Origin of the sequence: Bartonella sp. CE47NXGY, from assembly GCF_042195415.1 — a bacterium.
Classification (GTDB): Bacteria; Pseudomonadota; Alphaproteobacteria; order Rhizobiales; family Rhizobiaceae; genus Bartonella.
This window is the reverse complement of the sequence record NZ_JBHIOI010000019.1, coordinates 1-15,557: the sequence shown is the minus strand read 5'-3', so window position 1 is coordinate 15,557 and position 15,557 is coordinate 1. Positions and strand designations below refer to the sequence as shown.

Sequence of the window (15,557 nt, the reverse complement as noted above, 5' to 3'; positions counted from 1 at the left end):
TTCCTCATCGAAAATTTTTACAAGGTATTTTTTTAGATTATACTCTGTTTTCCACCTAAAATGATGATTTTACCACCTAAAACCAAAGAGAAATGCATGTCACCTTGCATGCTGTGTCAGCTTTCCCCAAAATGACAAAGCCCACACCGGTCTTTAAATAATGGCAATCAATAAACAATGGTTTGTAAACAATCTGGCTTCTTATCTAACAGATTTGACTTGGCTTCCCCCTTCAAATGCATCCTTGTAATGTATCCCCTGTCCAGAGTTATTCTACAAAAAAATGCTGCGTTAGGAATACGCACAGATGAAAAACACCCCATGCATAAAATTTTAACCACATCTCAAACAATGGTATTTTACAACACAACGGAACAAACTATTGTCTTATAGATTTTTCTCGTATCACTCTCATCCCGTTTCAAGAAGTTGCCTGATAAGCACAAAATGCCATCTCAGAGAGTTCAATGCCTCACCATGTACTACAACGCATCGCCAACCTGCTGCTCTTGCCAACAGTGCACCCATTTTGAAAACAAAGAGTGGCTTTTTTCCTACACGCTTTGCCAAAAAAGGGAGTGCTCCATTTTGCTTTTTCTCGCTTTAAATAAACATATCCGTTGACCTCTTTCCACCACCCTCAAAGGACAAAGGTTTTAGCCCCACATCGGTTTGTAAACAATCCAACTCCTCTGAAGGAGCTCCATATCTGCTCATTATTTATATGATTCACTTGCATAATACTTAACCAAGCAAATCCTCCCCAGAACAGTTGCTAATGTATTAAATACTTTAAGCTATCTTACTGATATCACCAGCTTCAATAATAGTGTTTTAATGACGGTATTTACGCTATAATAGGATAAAATTATCTAGGGGCTTTTTGTCATCGCACAGCAGCGGTTTAAACCCAGCACTTGAAACAATGGATCACGATACCACAAGAGAGAGGCATTTGGGATAAAATCTTTATTCCTCAGCAAAAAACGCCATGAATAAAGAAATTTTTTTTGTTCTTTCCCTACCTTTAATAATCACTGTCTTGATCCTCTAAAGAACAATAGGTAAACTCACCTTTAGGCATCCAACAAAGGCAGCACAAAAAATAAAAGAATAAAGAGAGTTGAGTTTTTTTTCTAAAGCGCCTCAAAACTTTCTGCACAATATATTCTATAAGACTTTATATTCAATAAGACTTTTTTTCATAACAAACATTTTGCAAGCATTTTTATCTTTCTCTCACACAGCTTTCATTCTCAGGCTTTGACAGCATAAACCACCGCCACATTGACAGGACGTGTTTCATCTCCCCCTGTTTTTTGCAACAAGACCTTATGTTCATGCTCTCCCGCAGGACCTGTCAACAAATTTTTATTGTAAATTTGAGCCAGATTTCTATAATATTCACCGTGATTCATATCCCAAACTACCTCTTCAATCATTGGATAACTATGCTGGTGGTTACCTGTTGAATCTGTTTTTCCCTCATGGGTATGGGATTGAAAAGACTCTTCTTGTCGGCTTCCCAAGCGACGTCCTTTATCAATTTCTTTTCCACTATCGAGCCCCCGTAAAAACATTCCACGCAAATCGGGAACATTGAATGTTGTTCTCCCGTTTCCTTTTCCCCATGTTTCTCCCAGAACAGCAAAGAGATTAGCATAGTTCCTTCGCGAATATTCTTTACCATCACACAGTAACCATCCAGAGGGTATTTTTTCTGTAGCAAAAGTCCCGATAAATCCAGAAGAAAAAGTTTCAGGCAAAGGAGGAAAGGGCGGAATTTCAGGAAGTTTTATAGTAGGATTGGTTAAAAACCAGCCATCAGCATTTTTTCCGGCAATATCACGCGTATAGACGACTTCATAAAGCCCCCCTTTTTGAATTTCCCCGCCCTTTAAAGGCATAATACCCTCTGGCGTTGCCATATAAGTTGGTCTTGGCGGCAATTGATTTAAAGAAATATTTGTTATTCCTCTGTTGACGCCTTGTGCTTTAAAGCGCACAACAATGCCATCCATATAAGTCTCAAAAAAAGACTTTGTTGCCAAACGAAGTGACGTTCTCTCATTTTCCACATCGACAGTAAACTGTGTTTCAATCCCGCCCCCATTATCCAACAAATATTCTTTGATGCGTTGCATCATAGCGCGAGCACTATCATTGACTGTGCTTGGCGGTTGCCCTTCTGCCCAGTTTATATTCTCGTCGACATAAGCATTTTCTGATGCAACAATTGACCAATCATAAATCGAACTCATAGAAGATACTCTTTTTTCAAAAAGGGAAAACGAGCAAAAAATGAAGAAAAGAAAGCCGCAATTTTATTTTTAGATGCCGGCATTTTCTCCATTTTCATTTTTTCCATTTTCAGGCCTATTTTGTCATAATCAACATGCAATAACTTTGTTTTCGCATTGACATAAACAGCTTCAGGGTTCACACGCAACACGTCTTGCGCCATAACGCCCTGATAACGTTGTGGATTTCCCTTATAATTAAAGGTATAAAGTGGATATCCCTTTTTCTGCCCCACAGGGATAATATTTTCTTTTGCTCTCACATCACAAAGCCCTAAAATTCCTCCGACCAATCCAAGTACTTGCTGCGCATCACGCAATGGATCTTTTGTCACAGAAGGCATTGTCGTGGATTTTCCTGAAGTCGTTCCGTAATTTCCAGCAGCCTGTGTTCCTACCTGTAACAAACTTTGCAATCGGTTCCAATCTTGATTATCTTTTTCTGACCATTTTTGGCGTTCAGCATCTAAGACATTTTGGCGGTTTATATCTTGAATCATACCCCCTTTCAAAGCATTGCTTTGCACGTTACTCTGTCCTTGATAATAGCTATTTGCTGCATTAACTTGATCATTCTGAGAGCGATCAATCATCTGGTTTGCATTCATCATATTGTTAATATCTTGATTATATTGCTGTGCTGCAGCATTTGTTGCCAAGGCGCCTAACTCATCGGCCAGCACACCAGTATGAGCGCCAGAACCATAACGTCCTGCTCCCGACATCGATTGATTAATTGCATCGGATGTTTTATTCAGAGCATTTTGCAATGCAGTATTAAATTTGCTATTGCTTCCAATCCAGCTTCCCTTAGCCATACCGGAAAGATTTGTAGCGCTGTTGGTTGGTGCATTCAACCATTGCGTTACCGTTGGATTGTTATAGAGCCCTGCTGCTTGTTGTAAACCGGTCAGCGCATTTTTTGTCATATTGCTAAGACCAGCGACTCTGTCTCCCTGATAAACGTTTCCGCCAATTCCTTTATTATAAAGTCCAAGTGCATCAGCACTGGCTTGTTTAAGAATATCAGCCGCCCAAGCAGGTGGAGCATTTGTTTGTGTTGTTGTCTGCACTTGAGGTGTGGTTTTTCTACTCATGGGTTCAGAACCTTTCTATATTGAATAAGATTACGAGAATATCCGTGATGAGCGAGCTTTTTCGCCCATCCAGTTCTTCCAAACATGTGCATTTCGTCCGCATTGATTGTTCGCGCCCATTTTTCGACTTCATCAATCAACTTGACCAATTTCAGCCCTCCCTCTCCCGCAAGATCTGAGAGAACGACGCATTTTTTTCCCGTATGGGTTATTTCAACTTTGGTAATTGCAAAAGCACTAAATTGGATTTTATTTTTTAAGACCAGCCACAATTGTGCTTGTCCGGTAGCGATTTCTTCAGCAATTTTTTCCAGACAAACATCATCCGGAAAGCGCTGCGCATATTTTTTCAATGCAGCATTGAGTGCCTCTTGATAGGGAGCTATTTTTCCCCATGGCCACTGCTCTGTCAGATGAGCAGAATATAAATCTTGACTCTCAAGCATCATAATTTTAGCTCTTTTAGCTTTGTCATTTCCCTCATTTGAGCAATACGCATCCCCATGCATACTTCACGCATTCCATGCCCCCCGCACAATAAAAGAAAAAAAGCCCCATCATCCCTTTGTCACAACAAAGAGGGAACTTTTTTCTTTATAAAAATAAACCATGGTGCAGCCTATTTTTCCTTTATCGCAGAAAAGCATGAAACATAACGCACCACCTTGTTCTTCATATTATAAAGACACAGCTTATCGCATTGTGCCTTTGTTTATAAAGGTTTGGGAAGCCTATGGGGCATTTGTTCTTTAATAATAGAGGCTTGAGCCTATCGCATGGTATTACAAAAGGGCATGCCTATCGCATGCCGGCCCGCGTCAATTCCACATCAAATCCAGTGACATGAGTCCAATTCACCCCTTCAGGAATACGCAATTTAAAGCGATAAAACCGTGCCCTTGCACGACAGTGAATTTGTCCAGTATTATAAGAGGGCTGTTTTTCTGGCAACCAAACAGTTTCCTCTTCAAGAGATTGTCGAAAGCGCATTCCCACAGACAAATAAAACTTTCCACTATTGACTTGAGGCATAATATTTTTCACCCGTGTTATCATGCCATTTGTCTGCCCCATTTCTTGTGATGTCACGACACAAGCCATAGGACCCCCAGAAAACGAACCCAGTCTCCCCTGTTGATCAAATGCCCCCAGAATAGGTGATTCATTTTTCCAAGCTTTACTATCAAGAGAAAAGGACAAATCGTCAATATTCTTAGTCACAAAATCAAGACCTTCTAGGGTTGTTCCTGCTAAGAAAATAGGCAATATCATTTTGATATCGACGAGAGCTTTTGTCCATTTTTGCAATCCCCAATCATAAATGAGCAAGATACGTTTATGAAGGTTCTCATCAGAATCAACCATCCAATAAACACGATTATACACCCCATCGATAGCAGCAGACAGAGTGTACAGATTATCCTTCCTTGATTTTGCGGTCATCGTTCGATCGACTTTTTCGAACCCAATGGGTATAATCTGTCCCTCATTTGTTATTTGATAAAACCCGCCCTCATCGGCAAAGAATGCTAAATCGCCTCTACAAACAATTGATTCAGCATTTTTTGCGCCTCGTTTATCGTGGATTTTTTGGAAACTAAAAATAATCTTAGAGCCAGGAATAAAAGAACCAGCATAGATTGCAGAACGCATAAAGATAATTGGATTTGTTGTCTCCGTTGCCCCTTGGACGAATCCGCCATCAGGAAAATCTTGATAATCACAACTTTTTTTTCCCACGGTCCAAAATTCAGCATCATTTAATCCAGACCAATGAACCCGTCTTGGATTTTCGGTTAATTTCATCAAACAAACGAAATCTCCCCAGATTCGAACAATCCCTGCCTGTGGTGGATTTCCTCCTAAATTTCTAAATGTTTTATCATGATTAATATCAATCACTTGTGGTTTATCATTGGCATTCACAGCAATGATAAAATCACCAAACAAAGCAAAAGACCACGGAGCATCAACATTAGCCAGATAAGGTTTTCCTTTTTGGCTAATATCTTTCCAGTTCATTGTTGTATTATCAAGCAAGTAGATTTTTTCTCTTGTCCCGACAATAATAGAAACTCCATTTTTTGTTTTAACCGCAAGAGTGCCTAAGATTGGCTCCGGACAAGGCTCTGATAAAGGCTCAAAACTTGGCATAGGGATATAGGAGCCATCCGCCGGGAGCACATTAACAAGTTCATCGGTAAAAATTCCATTGATATCCGCCACATCGGGTCGATAATCAGCGATTGGGAAAAAAGCCATCAAGACCCCCATAAAATCTTTGAAGAGCCCAGTGCCATTCAAAACACCAAGGCTTATTGATAAAAAACCACAAAAGCCCTTAAAACTCTAAAGGCATAAAATTCAACAAAATAAACAACCTTAGGTTGTTTAACGCACCAAAAAAACGATACCATCAATAATGGCCACCCCAACGCCATCCACCAGCGCCAAACCAAAATCAACTGCCCGCAATCACCCCCCACAATGACGGGGGAAAGAGCCATCAAAAGCCCCCATAAAATCTTTGAAAAGCTCAGTGCCATTCAAAATACCAAGGCTTATGGATAAAAAACCACAAAAGCCCTTAAAACTCTAAAGGCATAAAATTCAACAAAATAAACAACCTTAGGTTGTTTAACGCACCAAAAAAACGATACCATCAATAATGGCCACCCCAACACCATCCACCAGCCCTTCACCATCAACACCCAACGCGCAAATCCAGCCATAAGTGACAAACCAGCCACCAGTGCCAAACCAACCTTCAACGCCAGCCATAAACGATTTGAAATGAACTTTTTAAAAACGCATTGGGCGAATCTTTGAAGAACCTTTTCGGCGCGATGTTTCAATGCGCAAAGCTTGAAGCTGTTCTTGAAAATCTCTGAAAGAAACGGCGGCATATTCAGGATCTTTAAGAATATTTTTATAAAGTTCATATTTTGCTCGTGCTTTAATAAGATCAAAAGCATAAATCAACCAAGGGTTATCATCCTCTTTCAGCTGTTCATCGGCAAAATGAACAGGAGCATAAGAAAGCTGTACAGTTTCCACATGTTCTGGTGTTGGAAAGAGTCCTATTTTTTGATCAAGGTAGGTATAAAAGAATGGCGTTCCTAGCGCAGGATGCATACCATATTGTTGATGCAACACTTCCAAGGGCTTAAAGAACAACTTTGTTGGTGTTGCACTCTTTGTTACTAAAAAGACGCCCTCCAAACTCTTTTCTGCTTCAATAAAAACCCCTTCTTCTTGTCCATACCATGTTTTACCACTTTGTGTTTTAAACGTCCTTTCTCTTTTTTCATTAAAGAAAAAGGGTTCGCGTTCACACAAACGCAAAGCCGTAAAAATTGAATCTTGAATTTGCAGGGAATATTCCGCTGTTGTATCGTCAATTTCATCTTGAATAAGCGCGACCATATAAGCAAAAGTTTTAGAATGGTCTGAATGTGTAAGGTTTAGATTTTGGGGATCAGTGGATAAAGTGGTCATAAGCCTGTCCTTGTTTCTGGAAGCATTTTAAATTTTTCCCCCAACAGATCCCTCTTGTTGGGGGAAGAGAGCAAACATTCGCTTTAAGCGGGTGCTCCATAAGTTGGAATGACAATAGTGCCAAAATCCTGAGCCCCTTGCGTACTTCCTGGCAAGGTAAAGCAAGTTTTTTTCATACCAATAATGGTTTTGGCCGCAACCCCGAATTCTCTTTCATAGTCGAAGAGTTCTTCCACCAATTTATAGCGTGTCGCCCCTCGATCTTTACCAAAAGCAATCACAGCACTCTGCGCACCAAGCAAAACAGCCCGCCGCACATTTGGTACAGCTTTGTTAGCGGTTCCAGCTTCGACCCCTTCGGTAATATGTTCAGCTTCGCGCAAAACCACACCATTATACATGCCCAAAGACCCATCATAGAGCGGATTTTTGATACGACTTCCACTATAGATTGCCTTAGTAATGTCGAGCCATTGCCCCGCATCAGTATTGGTTCGCAATTGTGTCACTTGGGTTGGATGAAGATAAAGCACATAAACATTTTCCCCATCGATCCGCACAGGTCTAATTTTAGGATTTGCCAATTTAGCCCGTTCAACTGCTTTATCAATCAAGCTGAGATCAAAAACATCGTCTTCTTTTAAGTCCTCATCTTTTGCTTTATCATTAGGACGTACCACACGTTTATTGGTTGGTGCCGTTGGCGCATTAAACCCATAATGAACTGGTTTAAGGGTAATCGTGCGTCCTTCAAAGTTAATTGTTTTTGCGGTATACCCGCAAACTTGAATGAAGAACATCATACTCAGACGATCTGCATACCAATCAACCAAACCATTTTTTGCCTCGGTGCGCAAATCATGGAGAATTCGTTGTTGATCAATCGTTCCCTCATTTTTGACACGCACAGCATGAACGAGTTCATTAATTGCCAAGCGATCATTGAGAAACTGTAAAGCTTCTTCATTGCCTTCCAATGTCTGCCCTTCACTCACCCCATCGCCTAGCAACTGCACACGCAAATTAAAGCTAATAGCATCCCCACTTGCTTTCGTAGTTTCATCTTTTAATTGTACGATACTGTTTGAATCATTTCCAATCAACGGCGCAATTGGAAGTGCTTTTGAGACTTCTTGGTTTAGTAATTTAGACCATGTGCGCACTGCCATTGGGTCATTAAGTCCGATATAAGTTACAGTCATTTTGTCCTCTAAAAGTTTTATTGACATAAAAAACCCGGCAAAGCGCCGGTTGTTAAAACACCACATTTCATTTCAAATGGTGAATAGGTTGTTTGTGAGTTTTATCTAATTTCTGTTAACGTCTGCCTCCTCCTTATAAGAGCTCTCCTCACCACATCCGTGTTTGAGAAATCCCCCCGCATTCTTCTGCGCCAAAAGCCTCTTAACATTCCCGCAAAAAACACTCCCCCGCATTCTCCTGCGCTAAAAGCCTCTTAACGTTCCCCGCAAAAAACACTCCCGCATTCTTCTGCGCCAAAAGCCTCTTAACATTCCCGCAAAAAACACCTGCCACATTCTTGTTTTTAAAATTCTCTTCCCCCCATTAAACGATTAAAAGCGGCTTTATTTTTAGGATCAGCAACCCAAGCGCTAAACTCTGCTTCTGACATTTTATCAAGCATATCCAAAGAAATCGGCCCATTTGGCGTCAAGCCGTTATAAGCAGCAAGAGTACGTGCAGAATTGTGTCTTTCCTGTAAATTTTCACCCATGTTATTGGGAACATTTGTGTAGCCAATTTTTTGTGCAATAGAGTAAATCACTTCAGCCGGATTTTGATTTTTTTGCGCACAATCGCGCAAGATCTGCTTCAACTCATCACCAATTATCGCATCAATATTTTGGGGATCTGCCATCTCAGGATAGAGCGAAGCACAAGCTGCCAACTGTTTAGCCCGCGTTTCATAAATAAAATCAGCTGCTTGATCAAAATCATGATGCTTTTGTTTAACACTGGCAACAGACTGCTGAAAAAATGCATGCAACTGTTCTGCTTCGCGAGCAAGAGAAGGCTGTTGTTTTTCATGTACAAGCCCTTGTTTTTGGAGTGTTTTTCCCAACCATTGCATATAGCCCATAAAGTCTTTTTGCGGATCTGGTGGAACATCTTCTCCCCCTTGAACCTCTTTTCCAGCCTTTTGCGAAGAGTACTGTTGTTGATGCACTTGCCCTTGAAAATTATCTTCAAGAGTTTTTTCTTCTCTTGCAATTTCACCATCTTCTCCCTCTTGTGTTGAGACCAGAAAATCTTGTTTCAATTGGTTTTGTTCTGCCGGCGTTAAGTGTTCTTGATCCATGACATTAGCCTTCTCTTTTTTTAAACAATAAAATCAAATTTTTCAGATAAAACAGCCTGTGAGCATTTATCCCCCCAATGCTCTCCACCCCACATGACAGCAAGCCTCCCTCTCCACCCTACTTTTCCCAACAACACTGCCCTACAAAACAGTTCTTTTAAGAAAAGGGAGCCCATGCACTACAAAAATCGATAAGCCCATTCTGCGCCCACCATGCCCCACCAAGTTCACCCCACATAACGGCAAGACTCCCTCTCCACCCTACTTTTCCCAACAATCCAGCCCTATAAAACAGTTCTTTTGGGAAAAGGAAGCCCATGCACTATGGAAATCGATAAGCTCATTCTGCGCCCACCATGCCCCACCAAGTTCACCCCACATAACGGCAAGACTCCCTCGTTCTCCTGTTTTCCCCCAACAGGGATAGTCTCATAAAACAGCTCTTCGAAGATAAAGGAAGACGACATTACGCTATGGAAATTGTATCGATAAGCAATTTCTGGTAGATGGAATTTATCAGAAGTCGCGCATGACAAAGCGTCCTATTGTTGAGCCTTTACTGTCTGCAACATCTGCATTATCTGCTCTGTTCCCACATTACCCCCCATCTGCGCTGAAGCATTTTGCTCTTCTTGAAAAGAGTTTTGCGCCTTTATAGCGATTTTATGAATGAGTGAAGCGGGTAAAGGCGAATAGCGTAAAAGATCGAGCATAATCTCAGGCGTTGTAAAATTTTGCATCAAAGGAAGCAATTGCATGATCAGTGCAAAAGTACGCTCTTTTTCATTAAGACTTGTTGGCGCATCATCCACGACAATATCATATTCCAAGCTTGTCACCATTTCGCGTGTCAGCGGCACATACTGGGCATTTTCATCACCAGCAATACGCACCAACCGCCCATCGGAGAGATAATTTTGAATAAGATAGAGAATAATTTTTCCCTGTCGTTGCCGATATCGACGCAACCCATCAAAAAAGGAAGCCAAAAGATTAAGTGACGATTGTCGCCGTTGTTGTTCAAGAATGCCAGGCTGATTGACAGCTCGCGTCCCAATAAATTCAGAAGACAACCCCGTCACCTGTTCGAGAGCACTCTTTGCTTCATTAAACAATTGAAAAAAACCTTGCGGAAATTGCGCCACGGGTTTAGGTTGGATTCTTCCGCCAGACACAGCCCCACTTTTCAACCAAGTAATGCTATCGGCTCTAGCCCAACTCTCGACGGCTTGTCGATCATCATCAAAAGCATCGCGTTCTGCCATAATGCCGCCTTTTGATTGGCTATTGAGCAAATGCATTACTTGACTAAAATATTTGTTTGCCCACCGTTGCGGATCTTTTGTAGGGCGCACAATTCCGTAAAACTGTCGGCTTAACTTATCAAAAGTACCGGTAATACACTCCCATCCCAATTGATTGGGTGGAACCAAAGGCTTATCAGGCGCTTCAAGCAGCTTTCTACCTAAAAATGCCCGTTTGACAATTTTTCTGTTCAACCTTGTTGCCTGGACATGAGGAAAGGTTTTGCTTAAATTTTGGAAATCCTGCTCTGAATAATCGACAAACTTTCCACTTAGAGGCTCGAGAACTTTATAAACCACCTCGCGTTCAAACCAGCGACATTCTACCAATGTCACCATTTTAGGACGTTGATAGCCGCTCCCCTCTTCTCCTTGATACCCCCTCTCGGACTGATAACTTTGTGTCATCCCATCGCTGGTTGAATGTAAAAAACTCTGATGTTTAACCCAATCAGCATTAAGGTCACTCCAATGAACATTGGGAAACATTTCCTGCGCCACAGCAAGGGGTTTTTCATCAATATACCATAAGCGTTGAGCATCAATAAGATTAGGCTTGACAGCACTTGCATCCCACACCATTTTCATCGGGTCTAAACGTGCAATGATTGGTTTTCCTTGGGGATCTTGTTCATAATCAAGGCGTGTATCTGTCCAGCCCATACCGCAAATAATTGCATCTTGAAAGGCATCGGAATCTTCGTATTCGCCATCGGCTTCATCGCGAAACCATTCGGCTGCTCCTGTCAGAATCTGATTAGCAAAGGCAGCCCCTTCTTGTCGTGGAATAAATTGCACTTGCCTTTTATTATTGCGCTCAGCCCCAATCACGGCATTAATTAAAGGCGCAATACGGTTAAAAGTCATCACCGGTCTGTTTTGTTCGTGCAAGACGGCAAGGTCTTGCTCATTCCATTGCCGTCCATTATAAAAATCGTAATCTTCCTGGGCATTTTTTCGCCATTTTTCGACATGATCAATATCATCCTGATACCAACCCACGAGTTTTTTAAAGAGAGCTTGATTTTCAAGCGTTTCGATTTGATCAAAAGAAGAATTTGTAGACATATTCATTAAAAAGCCATCCATGAAGTTTGAGAATGGTGAAACGAGCGATAAGGTTTTTTTCGCGCTTTAGCATTTGGTTGTTCATAAGCCACACACATCAGTCCAAAGGCATCGGCCCCATGGCTAGCCCAATCATGTTCAGCCCCTAGTCCGATATTGCGCTGTTCGTCGCGCTTTTCATGATACCAAGCAAGCGCTTTTCTGCCCGCACATGTCGTTTCACGATTAAACCATAGTGCAGGAAACAACCGCCGTACGGCTTCGATACGCATTTTAACAGCGCCTGTTCCTTGGTTAGGAATTATTTTGGTTTGAAAACCGGCTTGTTGAAGGGCACTTTCAAAACTCACATTATAGACACGATCTTTTGTTGCGCCATCATGAGGCAAAACCATAAGAGCCTTTTCATATCCCCTTTGAAAGACCCAGCCCACATGCTCTGAGAGAGGTTGTCCTTGGGCTTCATAATAATCGAGCACTCGGATTTCCCTTCCAACAAACTGCGCCACCCACAATGCGGTAGCATCGGCCTTTGCTCCTGTTCCCCCGATATCCCAAAAGATTCTCACCTGCATCAAAGGATCCCGTGGAACAGTGGTAATCCGCCCTTCCATTTCAGCTTCGAGCAGACATTTTTGATAATAAGCCCCTTGGACAGCTTGGAGATATTCGCCTTCCCAAATATGGTTATACTGCTCTGGTCTTTGCTGCAAATCGTCCATTCGATCACGATTGAGTTTTTCAGGAAATTGCGGATTATCACGCCAATTGATTTCCACCCCTTTGATATGAGGATTATCGACATTTCGGAAACGTTTTTCCACGGCTGCATTTTCATGGCATGGGTTCCATGTGACCCATAATTCTGCATTCCAATCTTTTCCTTCTTCGCGCAAAGTTGGAATAAGTGTTTGCCAAGCAGTTTCTGTCACGGGCTCGGCTTCATCGACCCAACAAAGGAAAACGCGTCCCATTGATTTAATACTTGCGATATTGCGATCAAGCCCAGCAAACACATAGACAATCCGTCCATCTTTTGATTTAATATATTTATCGCCGATTTCATAATAGTCTTGTAAAAAAGAATAAGCTTCGATAGCGCGTTTAATTTCCTCCAAAGAACTTTCATTAAGAGAATTTTGAAATTGCCTTGCACAAAGAATAATCCCGCGTTCTCCAGCCATTCCATGGCGATATCCCACCACAGCCGACATCAAAGCAAAAGAACGTGTTTTTCCAGAACCCCGTCCTCCCCAAGCGGCTCGCACATCTGCTTTTCCAGTAAAAACAGGAATAAGCTTTGGAATAAGAGCCACTTGAGCCGTTTTCTGCTCAATTTTTTGAGAAATTTTCTGAACAGTTGTCATTATAAATTTTCATACTTTAGCAATAATTGCGCTGCACCCTTTTGCTTATCCCAAGTTTAATGATCCCAGAGCAATTGAACGAAAAGAGCAATTGAACGAAAAACGCCCTTCTCAAAAGCAGCGCTTTATCTTTTCTTCATCCTAATATTCAATAAATTTCACTTTTTTGCATGAGATCCCCTTGACCCCACCTATGCGCCCCAAGCCCCCAAGGCACAAAAGCCCCACCCCCTCAAACACCGCGCCTGTCATCCCCCAACCACAAGCAAGGTATCCCCCCAACCAAATCATAGCCTCAGCACATGGCTCTCAGGCATATCCAAAGCCCAACATCCTCCAATATCATGCCTCTCAAGCATCACCAATCCTCACACTTTATCCCCCAAGATACCCCCACCAAAACACATGCATCCCGCAAGCATAACACTTCTCTCAAGTTTCATGCCCCTCCCCCATCAAAACACTGTTCCATATCCACCACACAAATACCCTGCACCAAATTCCCTCCAGCACACGGGGGCCCTTACGGCATCATTCACCAAAGCCCCTTCCCAATATCACGAGCGCCTACAAGCACGATAGCCTCCGCTTCAATCCCCTCAAGATAGGCAATCACCAAAGCAGCCCCCTTGCAAGACATCACCCCACATCACCCACCTCAGCCTAACATTTTTCAATATCACAAGCCTCAGTTATCGAGGTATCACACTTCTCTGGTTCACTATTTTTTGCATTCACTGGTACAATCTCAATACGCGAAACTGTTTTTGATATCTCCACACCTTCAATAACGAGAAAAAACCAAATCTTCACCAGATGCCCAAAACAGCAAATATCATCAAGCACTCCCCAACATCTTTCAGGTATCGCGCCCCTCACGCATCGCCATAAAAGCATCTTGCCGGCCCCTCTTCAAACAGACCACCCCAGACGCCATGTACCCCCAAAAAACACCATATGCACCGAAGTCTCCTCCAGTCCACGTCCTCATGCTTCCCCCACCAAAGCTTAACAACGTCACAGCTCACACGCCTAAAGCACACGCCCCTCACCGCAATTTCAATCATAAGCTTTCAGACAAACATCTAGCATCCCCGTTCAAAGACAATATCCCTTAAACATCATGTGCCCAACCCAACATTTTCTCGTAGCTTCAAGCCTCAGTGACCAAAGGATCAAGCTTCTCCGGTTCGCTATTTTTTGCATTCACTGGCACAATCTCAATCCGCGAAACTGTTTTTGATATCTCCACACCTTCAATAACGAGAAAAGACCAAACCTTCACAAAAATCCAAAACAGTAGATAACAACCACACCCCCTAAGCATTGTACCTCTCGGGTATCACCTCTTCAGCACACGCCCCTCTGTCATCGCCCATAAAAGCCGGCATCTCGACATAGGAAGCCCCAATATCTCCCACCGAAATATTCTGCTCTCCAGTAAATGCCCAAACATCACAGCTCCTTCTTCAAACCTTAGTTATCGAAGTATCACACTTCTCCGGTTCGCTATTTTTTGCATTCACTGGTACAATCTCAATACGCGAAACTGTTTTAACCTGCCCTTCTCCAGCCCCCTGAAGAGGCAACACTTTTGCCAGCAGCGAAAAAAAAGGAACAGGATTATTCAACGCATGATACTGAAGATAAGACACCAGCCCATCTTCACCATAGTGATATCCAGCCTGCTCCGCCGCTGTCAAAAGAGCTTCATTAAATCGCTTTGTTGTTTTATTTAAAGCCCCTTTTTTCCGCCCTCTTCGACGTAAGGGAAGACAATGTTCATCTACCATCATCATGTTCCTTCCAACTAAAGAGAAACCAAAACCTCAAACACAAAAAATGACATAAAAATCAGCAACAAAATTTGCCAAGCATTCAACAATTAAAAAAAAATGGGACACACCCAAAAAGATAAGAGCCCACATAAAGCCCAAATCCTCCGCATAATTTTACAGATTCACATTTTTACGCTTTTACATCATTACAGAAAAAAGCCAAATGAAACTCAAAAACCGTCATCCCCACGCCCCTCTGTAAACACGGGTCTGTCAACAAGCTGATTTCTCGTCTATCAGATTCCCCTGCTGATTATTTCATATGGCTATCCCACACTTCAAAGAATGGTGTTTCATCAAACACGCCAGATAAACTCTGATCTACAATTCGACTTCAAAAAGCAAATTTTCCTCTGCTAAATAAAGCTTCCACCCCGCACCGGTTTTAAACTATAATCCAACCTCTTACCCAATAAATTCCCCTACTAACATCAGATTACCGCCCCCAAACATCCCTATTTTACAGTATAACCGTACAGCAAACATTTTAATTTTTCTTGCCAATCCCTTGAAATTACTTTATCACTCAAAGGATATTTTGATCGTCCACGCAACGATCAATAAGGGATAGTAAAGCCCTAAGCTCTAGCGTAAGAATGAACCCACTTTGTGGGTGTCCCGGGATTCCGGGAGTTTTTGCTATGTCCAGGTGTGATAAGCACTAAAAGCAAAAATGCTGACTAGAGCTCAGTACTTTACTACTCCCGGAATACTCATGCGAGGGCGCTCGCAACCGGAGGGGAGCTTGAAGTGCAAACTAAAAAT

The 15,557-nt window shown here is 42.1% G+C and carries 15 protein-coding genes; all 15 read right to left on the bottom strand.

What is annotated here, in order from left to right; genetic code table 11:
• Positions 1 to 1,256 precede the first annotated feature (1,256 nt).
• The 15 genes from ACFIL3_RS06505 to ACFIL3_RS06435 all read right to left on the bottom strand — a co-directional run bounded on the left by ACFIL3_RS06505 (position 1,257) and on the right by ACFIL3_RS06435 (position 14,750).
• A complete protein-coding gene (locus tag ACFIL3_RS06505; protein WP_375651062.1) occupies positions 1,257 to 2,261 on the bottom strand; it encodes a phage tail protein in 1,005 nt (334 codons plus the stop codon).
• Positions 2,258 to 3,397, bottom strand: coding sequence for a tail fiber domain-containing protein (locus ACFIL3_RS06500; protein WP_375674551.1), 1,140 nt, complete (start codon positions 3,395 to 3,397; stop codon positions 2,258 to 2,260). The genes ACFIL3_RS06505 and ACFIL3_RS06500 overlap by 4 nt, the downstream gene beginning before the upstream one ends.
• Positions 3,394 to 3,846 (bottom strand): hypothetical protein, encoded by a 453-nt coding sequence (locus ACFIL3_RS06495; protein WP_375681952.1) that lies wholly within the window; start codon positions 3,844 to 3,846, stop codon positions 3,394 to 3,396. The genes ACFIL3_RS06500 and ACFIL3_RS06495 overlap by 4 nt, the downstream gene beginning before the upstream one ends.
• Positions 3,847 to 4,195: 349 nt before the next feature.
• Positions 4,196 to 5,659: a hypothetical protein gene (locus tag ACFIL3_RS06490; RefSeq protein WP_375681951.1), complete on the bottom strand. Its 1,464-nt coding sequence runs from the start codon at positions 5,657 to 5,659 to the stop codon at positions 4,196 to 4,198.
• A gap of 53 nt (positions 5,660 to 5,712) precedes the next feature.
• A complete protein-coding gene (locus ACFIL3_RS06485) occupies positions 5,713 to 5,904 on the bottom strand; it encodes a hypothetical protein (protein ID WP_375681950.1) in 192 nt (63 codons plus the stop codon).
• A gap of 130 nt (positions 5,905 to 6,034) precedes the next feature.
• Entirely contained in the window at positions 6,035 to 6,178 is a 144-nt protein-coding gene (locus ACFIL3_RS06480) for a hypothetical protein (RefSeq protein ID WP_375678560.1), read from the bottom strand.
• 21 nt (positions 6,179 to 6,199) lie between these two features.
• Positions 6,200 to 6,895 (bottom strand): hypothetical protein, encoded by a 696-nt coding sequence (locus ACFIL3_RS06475; RefSeq protein ID WP_375681380.1) that lies wholly within the window; start codon positions 6,893 to 6,895, stop codon positions 6,200 to 6,202.
• Between the two features lie 83 nt (positions 6,896 to 6,978).
• Positions 6,979 to 8,097, bottom strand: coding sequence for a N4-gp56 family major capsid protein (locus tag ACFIL3_RS06470; protein WP_273791303.1), 1,119 nt, complete (start codon positions 8,095 to 8,097; stop codon positions 6,979 to 6,981).
• Positions 8,098 to 8,441: 344 nt separating this feature from the next.
• Complete coding sequence (locus ACFIL3_RS06465) at positions 8,442 to 9,215, bottom strand: hypothetical protein (RefSeq protein WP_375613656.1); 774 nt, start codon at positions 9,213 to 9,215, stop codon at positions 8,442 to 8,444.
• 542 nt (positions 9,216 to 9,757) lie between these two features.
• Positions 9,758 to 11,593, bottom strand: a complete 1,836-nt coding sequence (locus ACFIL3_RS06460; protein ID WP_375681949.1) for a portal protein — start codon at positions 11,591 to 11,593, stop codon at positions 9,758 to 9,760.
• Entirely contained in the window at positions 11,593 to 12,954 is a 1,362-nt protein-coding gene (locus tag ACFIL3_RS06455; protein ID WP_375681376.1) for a PBSX family phage terminase large subunit, read from the bottom strand. Before ACFIL3_RS06455 ends, ACFIL3_RS06460 begins: the two co-directional genes overlap by 1 nt.
• A gap of 663 nt (positions 12,955 to 13,617) precedes the next feature.
• On the bottom strand, positions 13,618 to 13,800 hold the full coding sequence (locus ACFIL3_RS06450; protein ID WP_375681948.1) for a hypothetical protein: 183 nt from the start codon (positions 13,798 to 13,800) through the stop codon (positions 13,618 to 13,620).
• Between the two features lie 13 nt (positions 13,801 to 13,813).
• Entirely contained in the window at positions 13,814 to 13,945 is a 132-nt protein-coding gene (locus ACFIL3_RS06445) for a hypothetical protein (RefSeq protein ID WP_375611677.1), read from the bottom strand.
• A 162-nt stretch (positions 13,946 to 14,107) separates the two neighbouring features.
• Positions 14,108 to 14,239: a hypothetical protein gene (locus ACFIL3_RS06440; protein WP_375638505.1), complete on the bottom strand. Its 132-nt coding sequence runs from the start codon at positions 14,237 to 14,239 to the stop codon at positions 14,108 to 14,110.
• Between the two features lie 184 nt (positions 14,240 to 14,423).
• Positions 14,424 to 14,750 carry a hypothetical protein gene (locus ACFIL3_RS06435; protein WP_375638511.1) on the bottom strand — a complete coding sequence of 109 codons (327 nt, stop codon included), beginning with the start codon at positions 14,748 to 14,750 and terminating at the stop codon, positions 14,424 to 14,426.
• Positions 14,751 to 15,557: the final 807 nt, after the last annotated feature.

Coding starts and splice junctions, on each gene's coding strand:
- ACFIL3_RS06485 (WP_375681950.1), bottom strand. CDS start 5,904: ATGGCTCTTTCCCCCGTCATTGTGGGGGGTGATTGCGGGCAGTTGATT.
- ACFIL3_RS06445 (WP_375611677.1), bottom strand. CDS start 13,945: ATGAGGACGTGGACTGGAGGAGACTTCGGTGCATATGGTGTTTTTTGG.
- ACFIL3_RS06465 (WP_375613656.1), bottom strand. CDS start 9,215: ATGGATCAAGAACACTTAACGCCGGCAGAACAAAACCAATTGAAACAA.
- ACFIL3_RS06455 (WP_375681376.1), bottom strand. CDS start 12,954: ATGACAACTGTTCAGAAAATTTCTCAAAAAATTGAGCAGAAAACGGCT.
- ACFIL3_RS06480 (WP_375678560.1), bottom strand. CDS start 6,178: ATGGCTGGCGTTGAAGGTTGGTTTGGCACTGGTGGCTGGTTTGTCACT.
- ACFIL3_RS06500 (WP_375674551.1), bottom strand. CDS start 3,397: ATGAGTAGAAAAACCACACCTCAAGTGCAGACAACAACACAAACAAAT.
- ACFIL3_RS06460 (WP_375681949.1), bottom strand. CDS start 11,593: ATGAATATGTCTACAAATTCTTCTTTTGATCAAATCGAAACGCTTGAA.
- ACFIL3_RS06490 (WP_375681951.1), bottom strand. CDS start 5,659: ATGGCTTTTTTCCCAATCGCTGATTATCGACCCGATGTGGCGGATATC.
- ACFIL3_RS06475 (WP_375681380.1), bottom strand. CDS start 6,895: ATGACCACTTTATCCACTGATCCCCAAAATCTAAACCTTACACATTCA.
- ACFIL3_RS06470 (WP_273791303.1), bottom strand. CDS start 8,097: ATGACTGTAACTTATATCGGACTTAATGACCCAATGGCAGTGCGCACA.
- ACFIL3_RS06495 (WP_375681952.1), bottom strand. CDS start 3,846: ATGATGCTTGAGAGTCAAGATTTATATTCTGCTCATCTGACAGAGCAG.
- ACFIL3_RS06435 (WP_375638511.1), bottom strand. CDS start 14,750: ATGATGGTAGATGAACATTGTCTTCCCTTACGTCGAAGAGGGCGGAAA.
- ACFIL3_RS06505 (WP_375651062.1), bottom strand. CDS start 2,261: ATGAGTTCGATTTATGATTGGTCAATTGTTGCATCAGAAAATGCTTAT.